15 protein-coding genes and 1 pseudogene are annotated in these 24,243 nt (G+C 74.9%); 9 read left to right on the forward strand and 7 right to left on the reverse strand.

What is annotated here, in order from left to right; genetic code table 11:
- Nucleotides 1-1,545, reverse strand: a complete 1,545-nt coding sequence (gene eccB, locus ABD954_RS08595; RefSeq protein WP_345485228.1) for a type VII secretion protein EccB — start codon at nucleotides 1,543-1,545, stop codon at nucleotides 1-3.
- Between the two features lie 191 nt (nucleotides 1,546-1,736).
- Between eccB and eccE the strand changes: the two genes are divergently transcribed.
- The 8 genes from eccE to ABD954_RS08635 all read left to right on the forward strand — a co-directional run bounded on the left by eccE (nucleotide 1,737) and on the right by ABD954_RS08635 (nucleotide 13,521).
- Nucleotides 1,737-3,062 (forward strand): type VII secretion protein EccE, encoded by a 1,326-nt coding sequence (gene eccE / locus ABD954_RS08600; protein ID WP_345485230.1) that lies wholly within the window; start codon nucleotides 1,737-1,739, stop codon nucleotides 3,060-3,062.
- A 209-nt stretch (nucleotides 3,063-3,271) separates the two neighbouring features.
- Nucleotides 3,272-4,048, forward strand: a complete 777-nt coding sequence (locus ABD954_RS08605) for a hypothetical protein (protein WP_345492038.1) — start codon at nucleotides 3,272-3,274, stop codon at nucleotides 4,046-4,048.
- A 258-nt stretch (nucleotides 4,049-4,306) separates the two neighbouring features.
- Nucleotides 4,307-7,441, forward strand: coding sequence for an SCO5717 family growth-regulating ATPase (locus tag ABD954_RS08610; protein WP_345485232.1), 3,135 nt, complete (start codon nucleotides 4,307-4,309; stop codon nucleotides 7,439-7,441).
- 206 nt (nucleotides 7,442-7,647) lie between these two features.
- A complete protein-coding gene (locus ABD954_RS08615; protein ID WP_345492039.1) occupies nucleotides 7,648-9,519 on the forward strand; it encodes an ABC transporter substrate-binding protein in 1,872 nt (623 codons plus the stop codon).
- A 30-nt stretch (nucleotides 9,520-9,549) separates the two neighbouring features.
- Nucleotides 9,550-10,602 (forward strand): ABC transporter permease, encoded by a 1,053-nt coding sequence (locus ABD954_RS08620; protein ID WP_345492041.1) that lies wholly within the window; start codon nucleotides 9,550-9,552, stop codon nucleotides 10,600-10,602.
- Nucleotides 10,599-11,549: an ABC transporter permease gene (locus ABD954_RS08625; RefSeq protein WP_345485235.1), complete on the forward strand. Its 951-nt coding sequence runs from the start codon at nucleotides 10,599-10,601 to the stop codon at nucleotides 11,547-11,549. The genes ABD954_RS08620 and ABD954_RS08625 overlap by 4 nt, the downstream gene beginning before the upstream one ends.
- Complete coding sequence (locus ABD954_RS08630; RefSeq protein ID WP_345485237.1) at nucleotides 11,546-12,532, forward strand: ABC transporter ATP-binding protein; 987 nt, start codon at nucleotides 11,546-11,548, stop codon at nucleotides 12,530-12,532. Before ABD954_RS08625 ends, ABD954_RS08630 begins: the two co-directional genes overlap by 4 nt.
- The gene (locus ABD954_RS08635) at nucleotides 12,529-13,521 is read left to right on the forward strand and encodes an oligopeptide/dipeptide ABC transporter ATP-binding protein (RefSeq protein WP_345485239.1); all 993 of its coding nucleotides are present in this window, start codon (nucleotides 12,529-12,531) and stop codon (nucleotides 13,519-13,521) included. Before ABD954_RS08630 ends, ABD954_RS08635 begins: the two co-directional genes overlap by 4 nt.
- A 6-nt stretch (nucleotides 13,522-13,527) precedes the next feature.
- Here the strand turns inward: ABD954_RS08635 and ABD954_RS08640 are convergent, their stop codons facing one another.
- Together ABD954_RS08640 and ABD954_RS08645 are read right to left on the reverse strand one after the other, a co-directional pair.
- The gene (locus tag ABD954_RS08640) at nucleotides 13,528-14,622 is read right to left on the reverse strand and encodes a hypothetical protein (RefSeq protein WP_345485241.1); all 1,095 of its coding nucleotides are present in this window, start codon (nucleotides 14,620-14,622) and stop codon (nucleotides 13,528-13,530) included.
- Between the two features lie 97 nt (nucleotides 14,623-14,719).
- Nucleotides 14,720-15,856, reverse strand: a complete 1,137-nt coding sequence (locus tag ABD954_RS08645) for a type III polyketide synthase (protein WP_345485243.1) — start codon at nucleotides 15,854-15,856, stop codon at nucleotides 14,720-14,722.
- A 189-nt stretch (nucleotides 15,857-16,045) separates the two neighbouring features.
- Here ABD954_RS08645 and ABD954_RS08650 point away from each other — a divergent pair, with 189 nt between their 5' ends.
- Entirely contained in the window at nucleotides 16,046-17,308 is a 1,263-nt protein-coding gene (locus ABD954_RS08650) for a cytochrome P450 (RefSeq protein WP_345485246.1), read from the forward strand.
- Here the strand turns inward: ABD954_RS08650 and ABD954_RS08655 are convergent.
- The 4 genes and pseudogenes from ABD954_RS08655 to rbfA form a co-directional block, all read right to left on the reverse strand.
- Nucleotides 17,298-18,269 (reverse strand): bifunctional riboflavin kinase/FAD synthetase, encoded by a 972-nt coding sequence (locus ABD954_RS08655; protein WP_345492043.1) that lies wholly within the window; start codon nucleotides 18,267-18,269, stop codon nucleotides 17,298-17,300. The two genes, ABD954_RS08650 and ABD954_RS08655, sit on opposite strands and share 11 nt — an antisense overlap.
- 2,631 nt (nucleotides 18,270-20,900) lie before the next feature.
- Nucleotides 20,901-22,724, reverse strand: a pseudogene (locus ABD954_RS33605) (S1 family peptidase); the annotation flags it as partial.
- A gap of 172 nt (nucleotides 22,725-22,896) precedes the next feature.
- Nucleotides 22,897-23,799: a tRNA pseudouridine(55) synthase TruB gene (gene truB / locus ABD954_RS08665; RefSeq protein ID WP_345485248.1), complete on the reverse strand. Its 903-nt coding sequence runs from the start codon at nucleotides 23,797-23,799 to the stop codon at nucleotides 22,897-22,899.
- Nucleotides 23,796-24,236 carry a 30S ribosome-binding factor RbfA gene (rbfA, locus tag ABD954_RS08670; protein ID WP_345485250.1) on the reverse strand — a complete coding sequence of 147 codons (441 nt, stop codon included), beginning with the start codon at nucleotides 24,234-24,236 and terminating at the stop codon, nucleotides 23,796-23,798. Before rbfA ends, truB begins: the two co-directional genes overlap by 4 nt.
- Nucleotides 24,237-24,243: the final 7 nt, after the last annotated feature.

Here is a 24,243-nt window from a genome sequence, read left to right on the forward strand (position 1 = left end):
TCACGAACCCTGCGGCTGACGTGCGCTGTTGGTGTCGAGACGCGGGCCCTTCGACAGGAACTCCGACCACTCCAGCGGTACGAGGACCGGGGTGACCTTCTCGTAGCCGAGACGCTTCTGGGCGTCGCTGGGTTCCGGACGCCCGTCGCTCTGCTGGTTCTGTTCGGGGGCGCCGATCTCGGAGCGGCCCGAGTCGCTGTCCCCGTTGGCCTGCACCGCGTAGCGCAGTCCGGTGTCGGTGACGAGGAAGAGCGAGCCGTCGGGCCGGGACTGGTTGCCCTGCACCTGGGTGTAGAGCAGGCCGGTGCCGGGGGTGACGTACGTGCTGGTGCCGCCGGCCGTGATGTCCGCGGGGTACTTGGTGCCGGCCCAGGTGGAGAGGGTGGGCCGGCCCTTGGAGTCCACGCTCTCCAGGACGGAGCAGATGGTGTCGCGGGAGCCCGCGCCGCCCACCGAGTTGACCTGGGCGGACTTGACCTCGGGCCAGCGCAGGCCGGCGCCGAAGTACGCGGAGTCGGGGCTGAGCGAGACCTGGTCGACGGCGGAGGGCTCGCCCTTCATGTCGAGCATGTCGGTCTGCGGGGAGTTGATGAGCAGCCAGGCGGTGAAGCCGGAGACCGGCTGCACCTTGCCCTGGAGCACCACGTAGTGCTGGGGTCCGGATCCGGTCTGGGCGAGGAGCACCATGCCGACCCTGTCCTGCGCGGGGGTGAGTCCGCCGTCGACGTGGGCGTCGGCGCCGACCGGGCCGGGGATCTGCGGGAAGTCGACGGGGCTGCCGGTCTTCAGGGTGGCCAGCCAGTCGTCGGTGACCTGCTGCGGCTCGCGGTTGACGCCGAAGAGGGTGGTGGTGAGGCCCTTGGCCTCGTCGTTGACGAGGTACTTGGTGCCGGTGTGGTCGACCAGGTACTGGGCGCTGTCCTTCTGCCCCTTGACGTAGAGGATCTGTCCGGCCTTCAGCTTGCTGCTGTTGTCGGTGCGGCCGAGGTCGCGCTTGGCGAAGAGGAAGGTGGCCTTCTGCACGCTGCCGCCGTTGCCGCCGCCCGGCTGCTCGCACACGGCCCAGCGCTTGGCGGTGCCGGCGTCGGGCGCGCCGGGGAGGCGGTCGGGGGCGTACGGGATGCCGAGGATCGGGCCGCGCGGCGGCTTGCCCTCGTCCAGGGTCTTGTCGTCGACCTGGATGACCTGGAAGTCGTCCGGGTTCAGCAGCAGCCGGGCGGAGGCGAGGTTGAGGACCGGGTGGAGGAGGGTCTTCTTGTCCTTGCCCTTGCCGGTGGTGAGGACGACGTAGCGGGTGGTGGACTGCTTGCCGACGATCACCTTGGTGCCGGGCTCGTCCCACCCCTTGGGCGCGGTGGGCTTGAACATGCCCCAGGCGCCGAAGCCGGCGATGACGAGCGCGCCGACGATGAGCCCGGGGAGCACCGCGCGCAGCGGCCGGGGCGCCCCCTCCTCCGTACCGGAGGGAGAGGGTTGGAGGAATGCCGCGACCGTGCGCTTCTTCGCAAAGGTGTACGCGTTGAGCTCGTCCCGCCGTGATGCCATGAGTCCCCATTTTCGTCAGGCGCAGTCTTCGCGCGGGAGTCCGGGGAGCATGGCGCCCGGGCCCCGGCTGTCGGACCGGCCCCCTACTATGCCTGCTGTCCGTCCGTGCTCGTGGGGCGGGTAGGGTGATCCAGCCGCCAAAGGCCTGGCGAGCGAGGGTGATCGGGACGAATTGAGGGGGATTCTCCATCATGGCTTCCGCGACGCGGACGCGGCCCGCTGCGGCCACGTCCACTTCCGCGCCCCCCGCTGCCGCCTCGCAGGGGTCCGGTTCGCCGGTTCCGTCCTCGGTCTCGCCGAGGCTCCAGGCACGCCCGGGACACTTCGGTGCGTTCCGATTGCAACAGCTCGTGCTGATCGAGGTGGCGGCGGCGCTGCTGTTCGTCGCCGCGGTCGTCGACAAGCTTCTGCTCGTTCCGGCCGGTGTGGTCGCGGCGCTGCTGGTGCTGCTCGCGGTGGTGCGCCGGCACCGGCGTTCGCTGCCCGAGTGGCTCTCCACCTTCCTGGCGCTGCGGGCCCGCACCCGCCGGGCGGCCTCCTTCACCGTGCCGGAGGGCACGGAGCCGGGTCTCGCCCCGGTCGTGGAGTGCGACCCGGCGCTGCGTACGTACACGTACAGCGACCGTGACCGGCGGCCGATCGGGATGATCGGCGACGGCACCTTCCTCACCGCGGTCGTACGGGTCGAGTCCGAGGGCTCGGCGCTGCGCCCCGACCGCGCGGCGCGGCCGCTGCCGGTGGGCCTGGTCCGGGACGTGCTGTCGGTGGACGGCATCCGGCTGGAGTCCGCGCAGATCGTGCAGCACACGCAGCCCGCCCCGGCGCCGCATCTGCCCGCGCAGTCGATGGCCGCCCGCAACTACGTGCCGTTGCAGGCCCAGACGGGTTCGCCGGCGGTCCGCATCACCTGGATCGCGCTGAAGCTGGACCCCGAGCTGTGCCCGGAGGCGGTCGAGGCGCGCGGCGGGGGTCTGACGGGCGCGCAGAAGTGCCTGGTGCGGGCGGCGGACCAGCTGGCGAGCCGACTGTCCGGCGCCGGGTTCCGCGCCACGGTCCTCACCGAGCAGGAGCTCACCTCGGCCCTGGCCACCTCCACGTGCGCCAGCCCGATGGCGATAGCGCAGGCGGGCCGGGGCCAGGCTCCGGGCCGCCGCACCCAGGAGACGGCGCGCACCTGGCGGGTCGACGACCGGCGTCACACGACGTACTGGGTGGGACGCTGGCCCCAGCTGGGCGCGGCGGGCGGCGCGGGGGCGTCGATGCCGCAGCTGGTGGCGCTGCTCACCTCGCTGCCGGCGCTCGCGACGACCTTCAGCCTGACGCTGAGCGGTGGTGACCGTCAGGAGGTGACGGTCACCGGACATGTACGGATCACCGGGCGCAGCGACGAGGAACTGGTGGCCGCCCGGCACGAACTGGAGCGCGCGGCGCGCGGCGTGAAGACGGGTCTGGTGCGGCTGGACCGCGAACAGGTCCCGGGCATGCTGGCGACGCTGCCGCTGGGGGGTGCGCGCTGATGACGACTCCGGCGATGGGGCGGCCGGGTCCGGGCGGACCCGCGGCAGGCGGACCGGCAGGCGGACGTGTGGCGGGCGGGCCCGGTGCCGGTGGACAGCCGCACGGCGGGCCGGTGGCCGGTGGGCAGATGGCGGCCGGTGGGCCGGTGACGGGTGGTTTCGTGGCGGGCGGTGTGGCCGGTGGGGGCACGGCCGGGCCGTCGGGCGGGATGCCCGGCTCGGCGCCCGCGCGGCGGGGCCACGCGGGTGGCGGACGGGCCGCCCGGCGTACGGGGCGGGGGACGAAGCCCCGGTTCGGCTTCGGGCTCATCGGCCCGCGCCGCGACCGTCACTCCGTTCCCGTGGACCAACTGGACGCGCTGACGCTGCCGGTGGGCGACGACGGCGTGGTCGTCGGCGTGGACGCCGAGGGCCGGCCCGCGGTGCTCGGCATCAACCGGCCCAGCCCGTACGACGTCACGCTGATCGGCGGCCTGTGGACCGCGCAGGTCCTGGCGCTGCGGGCGGCGGCCACCGGCGCGCGCATCGCGGTGGAGACCGGCCGGGCGCAGGCATGGACGGCGCTCGCCCAGGCGGCCGGAGGCGGCCAGCCCTGCGTCACCCTGCACGACGTGGGCCGGGTGCCGCCGCAGGGCGCGTCGGCGGGCAGCCCCGTGGTCGTCGTCCGCGACTGCGGCATGCGGCCGCCGCGCGGCCGGGTCGTCTCCGCCCCCTGGCAGTCGGTCGTCACCCTCCTCCCCTATCTGAGCCCGGTCGCCCCGCGGCTGCTGGAGAAGTCCTCCCTCGTCGGGGTGCAGCGGGTCTCCCCCGACGAGGCCGCGCAGATCGGCCGCATCATGGGCCTGCAGCGCGCGGAGTGGGAGGCGCTGTCCACGCTGGCCGACGGGGTCACGCTCTGGTGCACGCCGGGCGACCGGCAGTTCGTGATGACGCAGGCCACGGACGCCGAGACCGGACTGCTGGGCGGCGCCCGCCGCATGGACTGACCCGGGCCGGACCCGGGGGAACACACGAGAACCACACCGGAACCCCACGAGATCCAGCCGAACCTGTCCGCTTTTGTAGGGGTTCGGGGCATCCGGGGTTTCACTCTCCGGTACCTGCGGGTCACTTGGGGGCGCGCGCCGTCGGCGCGAGGACCGGCGGCGGGCCGACGGCCCTGCCCGGCGGACCCGGTTGGCGTTTAGGGTGGGATGTGCCCGCCCACGACTGCACAAGGGTGCGCGACCACACCAGGAGGCAAAGTGAACCGCGATCGGGACGAGATCAACGGGGGTTGGAACCCGCCCGTCGACGATCAGTCCGACGCAGATCCCGCCGAGATGACGGGTGAGTTCACCATCGACTACACCCCGCCGGCCTGGTACACGCAGAACGCGTCGTCGGGCGGTACGGGGGGCGGGGTGCCCGCGCCTCCGCCGCCGACCGGTGCCCCGGTCGCGGTGCCCGGCGTCCCGGCACCCGGGCCCTACGAGGCGGCCTGGGCCCCGGCGCCCCCGCCGCCGGCCGCCCCGGTGCCGCCGGCCGCTCCCGCCGCCGCGCCCGAGCCCACTCCCGCGCCCCAGCCCGAGCCCCAGCCTGCCCCCGCACCGGCGCCGTTCGGCGGCGGGGACGTGGAGAGCGGGGCCACCATGCGTTTCTCCCCCGCCGCGCTGAAGCGCGAGATGGCGGAACTGGCCGAGCAGCAGCCTGCTCCGGCCGACATCGCTGCCGCCCCGGAGGCGCCTCAGCCGACGCCGCTGCCCCCGACGCCGGACACGACCGGCCGTACGGACGGCGGGACCCCGGACACCCCGGCCACCCCGGCCACCGACACCGCGGGGACCGCGGGCACCGCGCCGCAGGCCGAGCACGCCGAGCGGCCCGCACCGGAGGCCGCCGGAGCCGGCACGGACGGAGCTGACGGTGAGACCGGCGCCGCCCCCCTGACGTCCGGCCCGGACGCGGAGGCCGAGGACGGCGCCGAGAGCGGCGGCGCGGGCGGCGAGAGCGCCGACAGCGCGGTGGACGGCGGTGCGGACGACGCTCCGGCGGCCGCCGGCACCACGGAGGCGGACGCGCCCGAGGGCGGTCCGGCGGACACCCCGGCCGCCACGGACGACGCGGCGGGCACCGAACCCGGCACCGCCACGCCCGAGACGCCCGCGGCCGAGGGCACCGGGGCCACCGGAGCCACGGACGCCGCCACGCCGGTCGAGCAGCCGCAGGACGCCGCACCGGCCGCGCCGCTGCCGCCCGTCGGTGCCCCGCTGCCGCCGCAGAACGCCGGGCTTCCGCCGCTGCCGCCGTCGTTCCAGCCCGCGACCCCCGCGTCCGCGCCGCAGTGGCCCGCGCAGGGCGCCCCGGGCGAGCAGCCGCAGCCCCAGGCCGCGCCGCTGCCGGCCGCCGGTGCCTGGCCCGCGCCTCCGGGTCCGGGCGCTCCCGGCCCCGTACCGCCGCAGGGCGGCTACGGCTTCCCGCACCCCGGCCAGCCCGGACAGCCGGGCCAGCCCCCGGCCCCGGCCCCCGGCCCGCAGGGCGGCTACGGTTTCCCGCACCCCGGCCAGCCCGGACAGCCGCCGGTGCCCCCGCAGGCCCAGCCGCCGCACGGCGGCTACGGCTTCCCGCACCCCGGCCAGCCCGGACAGCCGGGCCAGCCCCCGGCCCCGGCCCCCGGCCCGCAGGGCGGATACGGCTTCCCGCACCCCGGTCAGGCGCCCCAGCCCCACGCCCAAGCCCAGGCCCAGGCCCAGGCCCAGCCTCACGCCCAGGCCCAGCCTCACCCGCAGGCCCAGCCGCAGCCCCAGGCCGCCGCCCCCGGGCCCGTACCGCCGCAGGCGCCCTACGCGCCTCAGCCGCCCCACGCGCCCCACGCGCCCCAGCCGCCCCAGGGCGGTTACGGCTTCCCGCAGCCCGCGCCCGGTCCCGGGGGGCCGGGGACCGATCCGCGGACGGGCGCCGCGTGGCCGTCGGCGGTGACGCACGACCAGCGGGAGCGTTCGGTGCCGGGTGCGCCGCTCGGGTACACCGCCGCCGTCGAGCTGTCCTCCGACCGGCTGCTGCGCAACAACAAGCAGAAGCCCAAGTCCAGCCGGAACCCCGGGGCTTCGGCCCGTTTCAAGCTGGGCGGCAAGAAGGAGGAGGCGGAGCGGCAGCGGAAGCTGGAGCTGATCCGGACGCCGGTGCTCTCCTGCTACCGGATCGCGGTGATCTCCCTCAAGGGCGGCGTGGGCAAGACCACCACGACCACCGCGCTGGGCGCGACCCTCGCCACCGAACGCCAGGACAAGATCCTGGCCATCGACGCCAACCCGGACGCCGGCACGCTCGGCCGCCGGGTGCGGCGCGAGACCGGGGCGACCATCCGCGACCTGGTGCAGGCGATCCCGTACCTCAACTCGTACATGGACATCCGCCGTTTCACCTCGCAGGCGCCGTCCGGTCTGGAGATCCTCGCCAACGACGTGGACCCGGCCGTCTCGACGACCTTCAACGACGAGGACTACCGGCGGGCGATCGACGTCCTGGGCAAGCAGTACCCGATCATCCTGACCGACTCCGGCACCGGTCTGCTCTACAGCGCGATGCGCGGCGTCCTCGACCTGGCCGATCAGCTGATCATCATCTCGACGCCGTCCGTGGACGGTGCCTCCAGCGCGTCGACGACGCTCGACTGGCTGTCCGCGCACGGGTACGCGGAGCTGGTGCAGCGGTCGATCACGGTCATCTCCGGGGTCCGCGAGACGGGCAAGATGATCAAGGTCGAGGACATCGTGCAGCACTTCCAGACGCGCTGCCGCGGTGTGGTCGTGGTGCCCTTCGACGAGCACCTGGCGGCCGGCGCCGAGGTCGACCTCGACATGATGCGGCCGAAGACCCGCGAGGCGTACTTCCACCTGTCGGCGATGGTGGCGGAGGACTTCTCCCGGGCGCAGCAGGCGCAGGGCCTGTGGACCGGTGACGGCCAGGGCGGGATGCCTCCGCACATGGCCCCGCCGATGCCGGCGCAGGGCGGCCCCGGTCAGCCGGTGCCGGGGCAGCCGATGCCCGGTCAGCCGGGGGCCGGTCAGCCCTATCCGCAGCAGCAGCCGCCCGCGCCGGGGCAGCCCTACGGCGGGCCGCCGGCCCCCGGGCAGCCGTTCCCGCAGCAGCCGTACCCGCCGCAGCAGGCCGCGGGTCAGCCGTACGGAGCACCGCAGGCACCCGGACATCCGTACGGTGCGGCGCCCGCTCCGGCCGGTCAGCCGGGCGTGCCGCAGGGCTGGCAGCAGCCCCCGGCGCAGCCGCTGCCGCCGCATGCCGACCCGCAGGCCCAGGGCCAGGTTCCGGCTCCGGGCCAGGTGCCGCCGCCGAACTGGCAGCAGCAGCCCCCGCAGGCGCCGCCAGCCCCTCAGCAGTAGGGCGTCACAGGAGTAGACCAATGAGGCCCCGTACCGGTGTTCCGGTACGGGGCCTCTCGGCATTCCCGCAGCCCACACGGGGTTTGAGGGATCGTTGACGACGGCAGACCACCGCTGATACACCTTCGCTTCATCCATCGTCAGCCCAAGATCCACGGCACTTCCCCCGACGCACGCATCCCGACGCGAGGTCACGTCCCATGGTCATGGTCACGAAGGTTCCACCCCGTCCGGCACCCCTCCGCAGAGCCGCGCGCCTCCTGACCGCGGCCGGCGTCCTCGCCGCCTCGCTCGTCGCGGTCCCCGCGGCGGCGCACGCCGCGCGGCCGGCGCAGGCGGCGCAGGCGGCCCGCGCGGACGACAAGCCCGCCCGGACGACGCTCACCGTCGCCGTCTCGCAGAGCGTCGACTCGCTGTCCCCGTTCCTCGCCCAGAAGCTCGTCTCCACCAGCATCCACCGGCTCGCCTACGAGTACCTGACCAACTACGACGTGAAGGACGCGCGCCCCATCCCGGGTCTCGCCACCGCGTGGAAGACCTCGCCGGACAAGCTGACCTGGACGTACACGATCCGCAAGGACTCGCTGTGGTCCGACGGCAAGCCGGCCACCGCCGAGGACGCCGCCTGGACCTTCAACAAGATGATGACCGACCCGAACGCCGCCACCGCCAACGGCAGCTTCACGGCCAACTTCGAGAAGGTCACCGCGCCCGACCCGCAGACGCTGGTCATCAAGCTGAAGAAGCCGCAGGCGACGATGACGGCCCTGGACGTGCCGATCGTGCCCAAGCACGTCTGGGAGAAGGTCACCGACTTCTCGAAGTTCAACAACGACCGGCAGTTCCCCATCGTCGGCAACGGGCCCTTCGTCATCACCGACTTCAAGGTCGACCAGTACATCAAGCTCGAGCCGAACAGGAAGTTCTGGCGCGGGGCGCCCAAGTTCGACGAGCTGGTCTTCAAGTACTACAAGGACGGTGACGCGGCCGTCGCCGCCCTCCAGAAGGGCGAGGTGTCCTTCGTGCCGAACCTGACGCCCGCCCAGGCGGCCGCCCTGAAGAAGCACGACGACATCAAGGTCAACGACGCGCCCGGCCGCCGCTTCTTCGCCCTCGCCACCAATCCCGGGGCGCGCGCCAAGGACGGCCGGACCTTCGGCAACGGGCACAAGGCCCTGCTCGACCCCGAGGTGCGCAAGGCGCTGTTCCTCGCCGTGGACCGCACCACCCTCGTGGACAAGGTCTTCCAGGGCCACGCCGTCGAGGGCGAGGGCTACATCCCGCCGCGCTTCGGCTCGTACTTCTGGAAGCCGGCCGAGGGGCAGAAGCGCTCCTACGACCCCGCCGGGGCCGCGCGGGTCCTCGACGCCGCCGGCTACCGCGTGAACGGTGAGGGCAAGCGGGTCGGCAAGGACGGCAGGCCGCTGGACTTCCGCATCCTGTGCCACGCCACCGACCCCAACGACAAGGCCGTCGGCAAGTACCTCCAGGAGTGGTGGGGCAAGCTCGGCATCGGGCTGAAGGTCGAGTGCCTCGACAGCGTCTCCGACCCGTGGGTGAAGGGCGACTACGACCTCGCCTTCGACGGCTGGTCGGTGAACCCCGACCCGGACTACGTGCTGTCCATCCACACCTGCGGCACGCTGCCCGCGACCCCGAAGGACACCGGCGCCACCGACAACTTCATCTGCGACCGGGAGTTCGACGCGCTCTACGCGCAGCAGGCCGTCGAGTACGACGCCGCCAAGCGCGCCGAGATCGTCAAGCGGATGCAGTCGCGGCTCTACGACACCGGGTACATGAACGTCCTCGCGTACCCGAACGCCCTGGAGGCCTACCGCACGGACCAGATCGGCTCCATCACCACCATGCCCGAGGCGGCCGGCAACCTGTGGGGGCAGGACGGCTACTGGAGCTGGTGGTCCGCCGTGCCGGCGGCGCAGACCTCCGACGGGGGGTCCGGCGGCGGTTCGTCCGCCGGTGTGGTGACCGGGATCGGCGCGGCCGTCGTGGCCGTCGTCGCCATCGGGATCTTCTTCGCGCTGCGCCGCCGCACCTCCGCCGACGACCGCGAGTAGCCCGTGACCAGCGCAAGCACTCCCGCCCCGGTGGCGCAGACCGGCACCGGCACCGGTGCCGGCACGGTCCGCGCCACCGAGGGCGGCGCGCGGGCCCGTACCGCCGCCGCCTACCTCCGTCACGCGGCGGGGAAGGCGGCCGGTGCGGCCGTCTCGCTCCTCGCCGTCCTGGTCACCAGCTTCTTCCTGTTCCGGATCATCCCGGGCGACCCGGTGAAGACGATGACCCACGGCATGCCCACCACGGCCGAGCAACTGGCGACCCTGCGCCGGCAGTTCGGTCTCGATCTGCCGCTGTGGCAGCAGTTCACCGACTACTGCGCCAAGGCGCTGACCGGCGACCTCGGCATGTCGTACCAGTTCCGTGCCCCGGTCGGCGAGCTCATCGCGCAGAAGCTCCCGGCGACGCTGCTGCTCACCGGCACGGCCGTGCTGCTGTACTCGGCCCTCGGCCTGTGGCTCGGCACCCGCAGCGCGTGGCGGCACGGCGGCCTCGGTGACCGGCTGAACACCGGTGTGGCGCTGACCCTCTGGTCGGTGCCGTCGTTCTGGCTCGGCCTGCTGCTGATCATCGTGTTCTCGGTGGGCGTCGGGCCCGTGCCCGGGCTCTTCCCGACCGGCGGCATGGAGTCGGGCACGGGCGAGACGGGCTTCGCCCACGTGCTCGACGTCGCCCACCACATGGTGCTGCCGGTGCTGACCCTGGTCGCCGTGGGCTATGCGCAGACCCTGCTCGTGATGCGGTCCTCGCTGCTCGACGAGATGGGCGGCGACTATCTGACCACCGCCCGCGCGAAGGGGCTGCGCGACGACGCCGTACGGCGCCGGCACGCCGTACCGAACGCGCTGCTGCCGACCGTGACGATGGTCTTCATCAACCTCGGCCATGTGGCGGCCGGCTCCATCCTGGTGGAGACGGTGTTCTCCTGGCCGGGCCTCGGCGGCCTGTTCTACCAGGCGCTCAGCGTGCCCGACCTGCCGCTGGTGCAGGGCCTGTTCGTGGTGTTCGCCGGCGCGATGATCGTGATGAACCTGATCGCCGACCTGCTCTATCCGCTGCTCGACCCCCGGGTGGGCCGATGACCTCACCGACGAAGTCCTCCCCGACGACGCCGACGACACCGACGACACCGGCGACACCGACGAAGACCTCGCTGACCTGGGCACGCAGGCGCCGCACGGTCGCCCGCTTCTGGAAGGAGTACCGCCGCCACCGGGCGGGGCTCTACGGTCTGTTCGGGCTGGCCCTGATCGGGCTGCTCGCGCTCGCCGCGCCCCTGGTCGTGGGCGCCGACGTCCAGTCGGTGACGAACGCGCCCGGCACCGCGCTCGAATCGCCGAGCGCCGCGTTCCCGCTGGGCACCGACCAGTTCGGGCGTTCGCTGCTCGGCCTGCTGATCTGGGGTGCGCGGATCTCGCTCCTGGTCGGCCTCACGGCGGCGGCGCTGTCCGTGGCCATCGGCACCCTCGTGGGGATCGTCGCCGGGCACTACGGCGGCTGGTTCTCCACCGTCGTCATGCGGATCACCGACTGGTTCCTGGTGATGCCGGCCCTGGTCCTCGCGATCGTGCTCGCGACCGTGATGTCCCGGTCGATGTGGACGGTGATCCTGGCGATCGGGGTGACCAGCTGGCCGACGACCGCCCGGCTGGTCCGCGCGCAGACCATCGCGGTGGAGTCCCGCCCGTACATCGAGCGGGCGAGGGCGCTCGGCGGCGGCCACGGGCACGTCATGACCCGGCACGTGCTGCCGAACGTGATGCCGCTGGTGCTCGCCCAGACCACGCTGGGCATCTCCACGGCCATCCTCACCGAGGCGACGCTGGCCTTCCTCGGGCTCGGCGACCCCACGGTGGTCTCCTGGGGCGGGATGCTCCAGGACGCCCGTGAGGCGGGTGCCGTCTCGTCCGGGCACTGGTGGTACCTGGCGCCGCCGGGGATCGCCATCGCCCTGGTCGCGCTCGCGTTCACGCTGTGCGGTCGGGCCATCGAGTCCGTACTCAACCCGAGGCTGGGGGTGGGGCGTTGAGCACGCGTCCGCTGTTGGAGGTACGGAACCTGAGCGTGACGTACGGGTCGGGGGCGGCCGCCGTCCCCGCCGTACGGGGCGTGGACCTCACCCTGCCGGCCGGGCGGAAGCTCGGGGTGGCGGGCGAGTCCGGGTGCGGGAAGTCGACGATGGCGCTCGCGCTGCTCCGGCTGCTCCCGGCGTCGGCCCGGACGACCGGGGAGATCCTGCTGGACGGCGAGGACGTCCTCACCATGAAGTGGGGGCGGCTGCGGGCCGTGCGCTGGGCGGGCGCGTCGATCGTCTTCCAAGGCGCGATGCACTCGCTGAACGCGGTACGGCGGATCGGCGACCAGATCGCCGAGCCGCTGCTCGTGCACGGCCGGGCCACCCCGGCGGCGGCGCGATCCCGGGCCGGTGAGCTGCTGGAGCACGTGGGCCTGCCGGCCGCGCGGGCGGCGGCGTATCCGCACGAGCTGTCCGGCGGGCAGCGGCAGCGCGTGATGATCGCGATGGCGCTGGCCTGCGATCCGCGGCTGATCGTGGCGGACGAGCCGACCACCGCGCTGGACGTGATGATCCAGGCGCAGATCCTGCGGCTGATCGAGCGGCTGGTCGCCGAGCAGGACATCGGTCTGCTGATGATCAGCCACGACCTGGCGGTGCTGGCCGACACCTGTGACCGGCTCGCCGTGATGTACGCGGGGCGGGTGGTCGAGGAAGGTCCGGCGAAGGCGGTGTACGAGGCCGCCGCGCACCCGTACGGGCGGGCGCTGTCCGCGGCGTTCCCCCGCATCGGTGATCCGGCCTCGCGGCGCGCCCCGCGCGGGCTGCCGGGCGACCCTCCGGACCCGGCCGGCCTGCCGGGCGGCTGCGCCTTCCATCCGCGCTGTCCGGTGGCGGTGGAGGGGTGCGCGGAGCGGGACCAGGAGCTGCGGGACGCGGGCGCGGGGCGCCGGGCGGCCTGCGTACACGTCGGAACCCAGGTGGGGAGCACGTCATGAGTTCTTCCGGGCCGGTGCGGCCGCTGCTGTCGGCGGAGGGTCTGCGGGTGGTGTTCCCGGGGCGGCGGGGCGCGCCGGCCGCGCGGGCGGTGGACGGGGTGGACCTGGAGGTCGGCGCGGGCGAGATCGTGGCCCTGGTCGGCGAGTCGGGGTGCGGCAAGACGACGCTGGCCCGGTCGTTGCTGGGCCTGGTCCGGCCGAGCGGCGGCACGGTGCGGTTCGCGGGCGAGCCGCTGGCGTACACGGGGAAGGCGCTGAGGGCCTACCGGAAGCGGGCCCAGCTGGTCCTTCAGGATCCGAGCGGTTCGCTGAACCCGCGGCACACGGTGTACGACGCGGTGGCGGAGGGGCTGCGGATCCACGGGTACGCGGGGGACGAGCGGGCGGCGGTCGCGGAGGCCCTGGCACGGGCCGGGCTGCGGCCGCCGGAGCGGTTCTTCCTGCGCTATCCGCACGAGCTGTCCGGCGGGCAGCGCCAGCGGGTGGTCATCGCGGGCGCGCTCGTCCTGGAGCCCGAACTGATCGTCGCGGACGAGCCGGTCGCCTCGCTGGACGCGTCGGTCCGCGGCGAGATCCTGGCCCTGCTGCTGCGCCTGCGCGACGAACTCGGCCTGTCGGCCCTGGTGGTGACCCATGACCTGGGCCTGGCGTGGAACATCGCGGACCGGGTGGCGGTCATGTACCTGGGCCGGATCGTGGAGACGGGGCCCGTCGAATCGGTTCTGACGAGCCCCAGGCATCCCTATACGCGGGCGTTGCTGTCGGTGCTTCCGGAGTCCGGGGGCGATCCGGTGGTGCTCACCGGCGAACCCCCGGACCCGGCCCGCATCCCGTCCGGCTGCCGCTTCCACGTGCGCTGCCCCGTGCTGGCCTCGGGCGAGGCGGCCGAGGTGGCGGAGCGCTGCCGTACGCAGGACCTTCCGGTCCTCGCCGGGGGCGCGGACCGGGTGGAGGCGGCCTGTCACTGGGCGCGGGCCGAACGGGTCTGACGCGGCCTAGAAGGGCGGCGGCACCAGGTCGTGCGGCGGCTGCCCCTGGTCGTGGGACGGCTTGGCCTGGTCGTGCGGCGGCTGCCCCTGGTCGTGGGACGGCTTGGCCTGGTCGTGCGGCGGCTGCCCCTGGTCGTGGGACGGCTTGGCCTCGGAGTGGGGGGCCGCGGGGTGCTGCGGCGGCTGCGCCTGGTCGTGGTCCTGGGCCGGCTTCGCCTGGTCGTGCGGCGGCTTCGTCTCGGAGTCCGGGGCCGCGGGGTTCTGCGGCTGGCCCGAGGGCTTCTGGGTCACGGAGCCCTTCGGGAGGATCTCGCAGGAGCTGATGGAGGTCCGGGTGGAGACGGACTTCACGGTGCAGGTGTCCTTGCCGACGCCGGCGTCCACGGTGCCCCAGTGCTCGCCGACGATCAGCACGGCCCCGCCGGGCCCCTGGATGGTGTCGTCGCCCGGTCCGGACTGGATCATGCCGCCGGACTCGGGGCCGAGCGCGGCGGCCTCGATGGTGTCGTTCTCGCTGCCGCCGAGGACCCGGCCGGAGAAGTCGATGACGCCGGTCTTGATGGTGTCCGCGCCGTCGTTGCCGGTGACGATGCCGCCGCCGCGGTTGAACTGGCCGGGCGCACCGTGGACCGAGCCGGTGGTGATCTTGTCGTTGCCGTCGTCGCCGTGGACGACGGCCCCCAGCTTGGCCCCGTCGCCGTGCACGGTGGCCACCTTGATGATGTCGTTGCCGCGGTTGCCGCGCACCATGCTGAAGGTGGTCTGCGGCACCAGGTGCTTGGTCCGGATGATGTCGTCGCCCTCGCCGCCGACCACGGCCGAGTCGATGACCAGGCCCCTGACCTCGATCATGTCGTTGCCGTTGCCGCCGGAGACGGTGACGCCCTCGATGTCGCTGTCACAGAAGATGTGGTCGTCCTTGGGCGTGCCGTTGACCTGCGCTCCGGGCGGGGCGGGGACGTCGTTGACCCAGCACTGGTGCATGGGGACGCGGGCGGAGGCGTGGGCGGGCACACCGGTGAGGGAGGCCGCGGCGACCAGGACGGCCAGGGCGGCGGGGCCGCGCAGCGATCTGCGGGGAGAGGGTGGCGTGGCGGGCATGGGATCTCCTCTGCGGTGGGGAGCGGGGTGGTACGGGGGTGAGGTGGGGTTCGGGGACGCGGCCGGGCCGGCGACGCCGTACAGGCCCGGCCGGTGGTCAGGCGGCGGTGGTGCGGACCGGGGTGGCGTGCCGGGGCGCATAGCCCACGATGCGGCGCGCGTTCAGGCTCGTGTCCTGCGCGGGCTGCCCGTTCGTCCACCGCCCCAGGCACATCTCGGCGGTGATGCCCGGGCCGAAGCCGGCCAGGATGCCCCGCGCGCCCTCCGGAAGACCGCCCTCGTCGAAGAGCCGGCGCACCGCGTCCAGGACGACGGCGCTGGCGATGTTGCCGTACTCCGTCAGGGTGGCCCGGCTGAACCGGAAGTCCTCCGGGGGCACTTCGAGGAAGCGGCTGAGGTCGTCCAGGATGCGCGGGCCGCCCGCGTGGATGATGTAGAAGTCCAGCTTGCCGGCGTCCCAGCCGTGTTCGCCGGCGAGTTCGCGCAGCGCCGGGGCGAGGGGTTCCATCGTGCCGGGCACCCGCTTGTCGAGCAGGAAGTGGAAGCCGGTGGCGCGGACGCTGTAGGCGATCCAGTCCTCGGTGTCGGGCACGAGGTAGGAGTTGTTGCGTTCCAGGGCGATGCCGGTGCCGCCGCGGCCCCGGACGACGGCGGAGGCCACCGCGTCGCCGAACAGGCCGTTGGACAGCAGCGATCCGACGCCGAGGTCGGTGGGCTGGTAGCACAGCGAGCAGAACTCGCAGGCCACGATGAGGACGTTGGCGTCCGGGTAGGCGGTGCAGAAGTCGTGCGCCCGGTTGACGGCCGCGCCGCCCGCCGCGCACCCGAGCTGGGCGATGGGCATCTGCCGGGTGTGGCTGGGGAAGCCCATGGTGTTGATGAGCCAGGCGGTGAGCGAGGGCATCATGAAGCCCGTGCACGACACGTACACGATCATGTCGATGTCCTGGGGGCCCAGACCGGCGTTGTCCAGGGCCTCCTTGATCACCGCGGGCACGCGGGCCTTCGCCTCGGCCTCGTAGAGCGCGTTGCGCTCCTCGAAACCGGGATGTTTCAGGGTCTCCTCGATCGGCTGCACGATGTGCCGACGGGTGACCCCGGTGTTCCCGATCAGCCTGAGGGCGAGGGCCAGTTGGGGGTGGTCGGCATGGCGTGAGCGGGCGAGCTCGAGGGTCTCCTCCATCGTGATCACGTACTCGGGTACGGACACCGCGGGTTTGCACAGAGTCACCACGACACGCGCTCCTTCGTCTCGTTCGCCGTGAACTGGGCCCACACTCACCCCGGCGTCGCGAGCCCGCAACCGCGAGAGCGACCGGACGGTCGCGGAACGTGACCGCGGGCGGGCCGGGCGCGTCCTCCGTTCAGGGGGCTGTCGGCGCTCGGCGTGTCGCGGTCGGGCCCCGCCGGGAACAGCCCTGTCATGACCTCCGAACCCACCACCTCCCCGCCCCCGGCGGCCGCTCCCCCGGCCCCGGTCCCCCCGGGTGAGTCCCGGCCCGTCCGCACCTGGGCGGTCGAGGACCTGCCGGCCCTCGACTTCGACCCGCTGCTGACGGAACTGCTCCGCGACGAGCCCGTCGCCCGGATCCGGCTGCCGTTCGGCGCGGACCACGAGGCGTGGCTGGTCACCCGGTACGACGACGTCCGCGCGGTGACCTCCGACCCGCGGTTCAGCCGGACGGCCCTGCTGGACCGCCCGGTGACCGGGATGACGGGCCACATGGTGGCCTCCAAGGCGGCGCTGAACTACGCCGATCCGCCGTACCACACCCAGCTCCGCAAGGCGGTGACGAAGGCGTTCACCGGGCAGTCGACCAAACGGCTGCGTCCGCTCGCCCAGGCGACCACGGACCGGCTCCTCGACGCCATGGAGCGGGCCGGGCGTCCCGCCGACCTGATGAAGCACCTGCACGGGCCGCTGCCGATGGCGGTGGTGTGCGACCTGCTCGGCATTCCCGAGGAGGACCGGGCGGAACTCGCCTCCTGGCCGGACCTGATCCTGTCCTCGGGTCCCGGCCCGGAGAGCAGCCGGGCCGCGAAGGCCCAGATCCACGGCTACATCTCCCGGCTCCTCGAACAGCGCCGGGCCGAGCCGTCCGACGACCTGGCCGGGGTGCTCGCCGAGTCCCTGGCCGAGGGCCGCGTCGACAACGACGAGGCCGTGTCGCTCGCCATGGCGATCCTGATCAGCGGCGCGCACGCGGTACGCAACAACAGCGCCAACATGGTCTACCTGCTGCTCACCCGGCCGGACCTGGCCGACCGGCTGCGCGCCGAACCGGAGCTGCTGCCGCAGGCCGTGGACGAGCTGCTGCGCTGGATCCCGCACCGCAACGGCGTCGGCCTGCCCAGGATCGCCCTGGAGGACGTGGAGGTCGGCGGGGTGCTGATCCGGGCCGGCGAGGCGGTGTACGCCTCCTACCTGGCCGCCAACCGCGACCCGGAGGTCTTCGAGGACCCGCACACCGTCGACTTCGACCGTACGGGTGTCGGGCACGTCTCCTTCGGCCACGGGCCCCACCACTGCATGGGCGCCATGCTGACCCGGATGGAGTCCGAGGTGATGCTCTCCACGCTGCTCACCCGCTATCCGCGGCTGCGGCTCGCGGGCCGCCCCGAGGAGACGGAGTTCCAGTCCAAGGGACTGATCCGCGGGCCGAGGGAGCTGTGGGTCACGTGGTGACCGGGCGTCCGCCCCGGTCGTAGGCGGCGGTCAGCTCGCGGCACTTGGCGACGTCGTCGGCCATCGCCGCGAGCAGGTCGTCGAGGGTGTCGAACTTGAGCATCCCGCGCACGTAGGCGAGGAAGTCGACGGTCACGTGCAGGCCGTACAGGTCCAGGCCCTCGCGGTCGATCGCGTACGCCTCCACGGTCCGCTCCGTGCCGTCGAACTGCGGGTTGGTGCCCACCGAGATCGCGGCGGGCATCCGCTCGCCGTCGGCGGTCAGCCAGCCCGCGTAGACGCCGTCGGCCGGGATCGCGGTGTGCGGCAGGGTCTCGACGTTGGCCGTCGGGAAGCCGAGCTCGCGGCCGCGCTGGGCGCCGCGCACGACGATGCCCTCGACGCGGTGCGGGCGGCCCAGGATCTCGGCGGCGCCCGCCATGTCGCCCTCGGCGACGAGCCGGCGGGCGAGCGTCGAGGAGAACGGCTCCCCGCCGCCCGCGGTGCCGCTCACCCGCAGGTCGATCACCTCGACCTCGTAGTCGTACGTGGCGCCGAGCTCGGCCAGGAAGTCGACGTTGCCGGCGGCCCGGTGGCCGAAGCGGAAGTTGGGGCCCTCGATCACGCGCTTGGCGTGCAGCTTGTCGACGAGGACCTTCACGATGAAGTCCGCCGGGGACAGCTGCGAGAACTCCGCCGTGAAGGGCAGGATCAGCACCGCGTCCACGCCGAGCTCGGCCATCAGCTCGGCCCGCCGGTGGTGCGGGGCCAGCAGCGGCGGGTGGCTGCCGGGGCGGACGACCTCGGAGGGGTGCGGGTCGAAGGTGACGACCACCGAGGGGATGCCCAGCTCGCGGGCGCGCTCCACGGCCCGGCCGATGATGAGCTGGTGCCCGCGGTGCACGCCGTCGTAGGAGCCGATGGTGACGACGCTGCGCCCCCAGTCCTCGGGAATGTCCTCCAAGCCACGCCAGCGCTGCACTGTGACCGCTCCTCGTCCGCCTGTACCCATGTCCGCGTGTACGCCTGTTGGCGCAGGTCTAAGACTGCCATGAGCATGCGGCTTCGTAGGCATCGGCATGGTGTCGGCCATGTCTCGTGGTCCGGCCCGCAACTCCCCGCGCAGGAAGCGGGAGGCGCCGGTGCCGGGGGCGGCGAGGACGGGCGCGAGGGCGGCGCGGGCGGCCGGGAGGGCCAGGAGCCGGGTCACCAGCGGGTGCAGGACGCAGCGGACCACCGGGCCCTCTTCGAGGCGGCGGTCGACGAAGGCGGCGACCAGCGGGGCGCCCTCCGGATGCCGCTCGGCGTACTCGGCGACGAGGGCGGCCGCGCGGCGCGCGAGGCGGGGCGTGTCCACCTCGGCGAGGACGCGCAGGACGGGGCCCGGGTCGGAGCCGTGGAGCCGGGCCCCGAGGGCGTCGAGGACCGGTTCGGGGTGGGTGGGCAGGGCGGCGGCGAGGGCGTCCACGGGCACGTCGGGGTCGGCGAGCGCGCGGGGCAGGAACCGGCCGCGGACGTCCGGGTCGCGGAGCAGCAGCCCGAGGGCGGCGCCGTGCAGGGGGCGGTCGGCGGGGCGGGCGAGCAGGGCGAGGGCCGCGTAGCGCAGGGTGCCGCGGTCGGCGGGGTCCGTGGCGTGCGGGGCGACGAGGGTCCCGTACGCCGCTGCCGCCGCACGCCGCTCGGGGCGGCCGTCGTCGTGCGCCCACCGGTCGACGGCCCGGCACACGGCCGCCGGTTCGTCCTCGGCGAGCGCCGCGAGGAGCCCTTCGGCGAGCGGGTGGGCGGTGGCGACCAGGGCCTCGCACAGGTCGTCCACGGCGAGCGAGCGGTGGGTGTGCAGGAGCGCCTGGGCGGCGGTGCCGACGGTGGCGCCGGGTGCGGCGACGAGGGGCCGCTCGTCGCCGAACCACCGGCACAGCAGGGGTTGTACGCCGCGCGGGTCGGCGACGAGGCGGGCGGCGGCGAGGTCGAGGAACCGGGGGCCGCGCGCGGCGGGCGGCGGGTCGGCGACCACGAGCCGCCGCAGCAGATCGAGCCCTTCCCCCTCGCCGACCCGCAGCCCGCCCCAGAACTCCGGCTCGAACCCCCGCACCGTGCCGGCGCCGACGAGATCGGCGAGCCGCCGCAGCACGGGCAGGTACGGCCGTGCGTCCCGCGTCCCCGCGAGCACCCCGCGCAGCAGTCGCGAGGCCCACCACGCCCCTTCGGCCCGCAGCCCCACCGCCCCCACCCGGGGCCGGGGGACCCGCACCGCGGAGTCGGCGCCTCGCAGCACCCTCGCGCCCGCCGGGACGGCCTCGCCCGCGCCCGAGCCCGGGACGGTCAGGGGCGCGGTGGCGGGGGGCACACCGGACCCGGTGTCCACGGGGCCGGTGCCGCCCGCACCCGGGGCGGCCGGGGGCGCGGCGGCGTCCCGCGGGGCCACGGCCACTGACCCGGCCGGAGCCCATGCCTCCGGGCCTGCGGCCGGCGGCGCGCCCGCGGGGGGTGGCGCCGGGGCCCGGGCTGCCGTACGGACGGCCGCCGGGGCGCCGGGTGCGGGCACCACCGGGTCCAGGGCCCTGCGGGCGGCTTCCGCCGGGTGTGCCACGTCCGTGCCCGGGGCTCCGCCTCCCGGCACGGAGGTGGCCCAGCCGCGGGGCTCTCCCGCACGCCACGCGGCCACCGCCTGCTGACCGGCCACCGCCTGCTGACCGGCCCACGGCCCGGCGCCGGCCGCGTATTCGCTCTCGCCGGCGCCGGAGCCCATCAGGGCCGCGGCGGCGTGTGCGGCCTCGGCTCCGGCCGCCCCCGCCGAAGGGACCGTGTCCCGAGCGCGGGGCACCACGCCCACCGGCGCGTCCGGAGCGGGCGCCTCCGGGCTGCCGGCGGGGCCGCTCTCGGATCCCGGCACGGGAGGGGCGACACCACCCGGGTCCCCGGACCGGCCGGGTCCGGGCCCCTCTTGCGGACCGTCGACTGCCGCGCGCTGCCCGGAGGCGGCCCCCAGGTGCGCCGCACCGGACGGCGCCGTGGCGGGCCACTCCCGGGCGCTGGAGGAGGCCCCCAGGTGCGCCGCACCGGACGGCGCCGTGGCGGGCCACTCCCGGGCGCTGGAGGAGGCCGCGCCTCCACCTGCGGCCGGGGCGGGCGCCGCGACACCCCAGGTGACGGCACCGACGGCCCGCGCCGGGTGTGCGCTATCCGCCGCCGGGGCGGCTCCAGGGGCGCCGGGCGCCGGCGCGGCGGCCCATGCCACAGGCGCTGCGGCCGGGCCGTGCGGTCCCTCGCGGCCGGGTCCGTCGGCCGCAGCCCGGGCCGTCGGCTCCGCCGGCCCGGCGGCGGGGGCCACGCCGGTGTCCGCCAGGACGGGTCGGGCCACGCCCGAGGCGCACCACGCGCCCGCGCCGGTTCCGGGCCCCCCTGCCGGCCCGCGCCCGACCGCGTCCGCGGCCGCAGGTGCCGGGGCCGCGCCCGCCCGGTGCCGCCCCCGGGCGGGAGGGGCGGACGAGGAGCCCTCACCCGTGACCGGCGGCACGGCTTCGGGCACACCGGCCCCGCCTTGCGTCCCGTACGCACGCGGCGCCTGCGAAGCCGCCACGCCGTCGGGCTCCTCGGCAGCCGCCGGCCACACGGCGTCCGGCGCTTCGCGCCCCGGGCCGGCCCCCAGAGCTGCTGCCCCCGCCCCTGGCCCGAAGCTCTCCAGCGCGTCCACCAGGTGCGTCAGGCGTGGGATCAGCGCGGTCGGGCCGTGGTCGTGGTGGAGGTGGTGGAGGGACTGGAGGACGGGTCCGATGCGGTGGCGGGGGACGGGGAGGGGGGCCGGGTGGTGGATCAGGGTGTCGAGGGCGCGGTCGATGTCGAGGTGGGTGCCCTGGAGCCAGTCGGCGACCTCCTCGTGGGCGAAGCGGTAGCCGGCGCCCGCGGGGACGAGGAGGGACTCGGTGAGGACGGCGGAGGCCCAGCCGGTGCTCCAGGGGAAGAGCTCCTCGAAGGACGCGCGGTCCAGTTCGCCCTGGCCGGGGCCGAGGCAGCGGCGGGCGGCCTCGTGGACCCGGCCGCTGACGCGGGCGGCGAGGCGGCGCACGGCGGTGCCCCGCAGGAAGGGACGGCGGGCGGCGGCGATGCGTACGGCGACGCGCAGGCACATCAGGTCCAGGTGGGCCTGGAAGATCTCGTGCCGGTCGGGCCGCCCCGGCAGGTCGCCGCGGGCGGCCGCCCGGACCTCGCCGAGGAGCCGCAGGGCGAGCGGGTGGCGGGCGTCCTCCTCGGCGAGGGCGTCGTCGGGGATCCCGAGGCGCCGCCGGGCCTCGGCCGCCTCCGCCTCGGTGAGGTCGCCGAGGACGACGGCCCGGGGCTGCGTCCCGTACAGCCCGCTCGCCTGCTCCCAGTGCTCGGGGCGGCAGGCGACGACGAGGCGGGCGCCGTGGTCGCCGAGCCACCGTTCGGTGGCGGCGGTCCAGGCGGCGAGGCGGTGGGCGAGGTGCGGCGGCATCTCCTCGGGGGCGTCGAGGAGGACGAGGAGGGGGCCGTGGGCGGCGGCCTGCTCGGGGGTGACGGCGGCGGGGTCGCCGGGGGTGCCCGAGGCGGCGGCGACCCTGCCGGCCCGGCGCAGGGCGCGGCCGACGGCGTCGGCGACGGAGCGGTCGCCGGCGCGCAGGTCGGCGCCGCGCAGCCAGACGGTCGGCGCGGGCTCCGGCCCGTGGGCGCGGGCGGCGGCGAGTCCCGCGAGGGCGGTGCTGCGGCCGGTGCCGGGGGCGCCGACGACGGCGAGGACGGGAGTGGTGCCGTCGTCGTGGACGCGGGCGGGCGGAAGGTCCTCGTGCGTGCCGGTCGTCGTCGCGGTGAGCTCCAGGACGCCGGCCGCGTTGAGGTCGCGGCCGTAGCAGGGGACGGTGGCGGCGTTGCGCCGCAGGAGCGGGGCGAGCGGCCCGGTGGGCGGGACGGGCAGGGCGTGGCCGGCGGCGCGCCGGTCGCCGTGGCGGGCGGTGCCGAGGACGGCGAGGACGGCTCCGGTGACGGGGTCGAGGACGGGGCCTCCGGCGGCGGGGCCGCCGTCGCGCAGGGCTTCGGCGCCCTCGGTGCCGATGGCGAGTTCGAGCGCGCCTCCCGCGGTGGCGCCGAGCACGCGGGCCTCGCGCCAGCCGTGGGCCTCGATCCGTACGTATGTGCCGGGTTCGAGGTCCCGCCGGGCGGAGAGCGGCAGCGGGCGGGCGTCCAGGCCGTCGGTGCGGACGAGGGCGAGCCCGCTGTCGGGCAGCGGGGTGATGTCGGCGGGCGTGGCGCGGCGGCTCGGGCCGCCGGGGGCGCGCAGCAGCAGGCCCTCGGGGCCGGCGGTGGCGACGACCTCGTGGCCGGTGAGGACGGTGCCGTGGTGGTCGACGAGGAATCCGGTGCCGACGGAGCGGCCGGACGGATCCTCGATCCGTACCAGCGTCGTCCGATTCCCGCTCCCCATGGTTCGACGGTAGGCGTCCGGTGATCACCGGGGCAGCGCACCGGCCGAACGCGCCCCCTCGCGCTCCCCCCGTTCACTTCGAGCGCCTGCCCGATGGGGTGAACGGGGGGCAAAAAAGGGGGCGGGGCACCCTGGGGTGCCCCGCCCACGAGCCCGAGGGACGCGATCCGGCTCAGCCGAAGACGGCCAGGCTCTTCGCCTTGCCCCGCTGCGCCTCGACCAGGGCGAGCAGCCGCCCGTCCGGACCGAAGACCGCGACCGGGCCCGCCGGGTACTCCGGCATCTCCAGGCGGACGCCGTTCAGGAGCAGCCGTGCCCGCTTCTCGTCGACGTCCCAGCGCGGGAACGCCGCCGCGGCCGCCTCGGCGACCGGCATGACCGTCAGCTCCGCCTGGAGCTGGTCCAGGGTGCGGGCCGCGTCGAGCTTGTACGGGCCGACCCGGGTGCGGCGCAGGGCGGTCAGGTGGCCGCCCACGCCGAGTCCGGCGCCCAGGTCGCGGGCGAGCGCCCGGATGTAGGTGCCGGAGGAGCAGACGACGGAGACGACGAGGTCGACGACGGGGGTGCCGTCCTCGGCGGTGGCCTCGCGCACGTCGTACACCTGGAAGGAGGAGACGGTGACCGGACGGGCCGGGATCTCGAACTCCTCGCCGCCGCGCACGCGCGCGTAGGACCGCTTGCCGTCGATCTTGATCGCGGAGACCTTCGACGGCACCTGCATGATGGCGCCGGTGAGCTCGGCCACGCCCGCGTCGATCTGCGCGCGGGTGACCTTCGACGCGTCGACCGACGCCGTGATCTCGCCCTCGGCGTCGTCGGTGATCGTGGTCTGCCCGAGGCGGATCGTGCCCAGGTACTCCTTCTCGGTCAGTGCGAGGTGACCGAGCAGCTTGGTCGCCCGCTCCACGCCGAGGACGAGGACGCCCGTGGCCATGGGGTCGAGCGTGCCGGCGTGGCCGACCCGGCGGGTCCTGGCGATCCCGCGCATCTTGGCCACGACGTCGTGCGAAGTGAAGCCCGACGGCTTGTCGACGATGACAAGCCCGTCGGGCGTGGTGGTGGTTGCCTTGCTCATTCGGCGGCTTCGTCCTCGCCGGGCTTCTTGTACGGGTCGGCGTCGCCGGCGAACGTGGCGCCCGAGGACGCCTCGCGCACCTTGGCGTCGGAGGCCCGCGCCTGGTCGAGGAGGTCCTCGATGTTCCGGGCGGTCTCCGGCAGGGCGTCGGCCACGAAGGTGAGCGTCGGGGTGAACTTGGTGCCCGCGGCCCGGCCGACGGCCGAGCGCAGGACGCCCTTGGCGCTCTCCAGGCCGGCGGCGGCGCTGGCCCGCTCCTCCTCGTCGCCGTAGACCGTGTAGAAGACCGTGGCCTCCCGCAGGTCACCGGTGACGCGGGTGTCCGTGATGGTCACGTGCGTACCCAGGCGCGGGTCCTTGATGCCGCGCTGCAGCTTCTCGGCGACCACCTCCCGGATGAGGTCCGCCAGTTTCTTCGCCCGCGCGTTGTCGGCCACTGGTCCT

The organism is Streptomyces roseoviridis, assembly GCF_039535235.1.
In the GTDB taxonomy this organism is placed as follows: domain Bacteria; phylum Actinomycetota; class Actinomycetes; order Streptomycetales; family Streptomycetaceae; genus Streptomyces; species Streptomyces roseoviridis.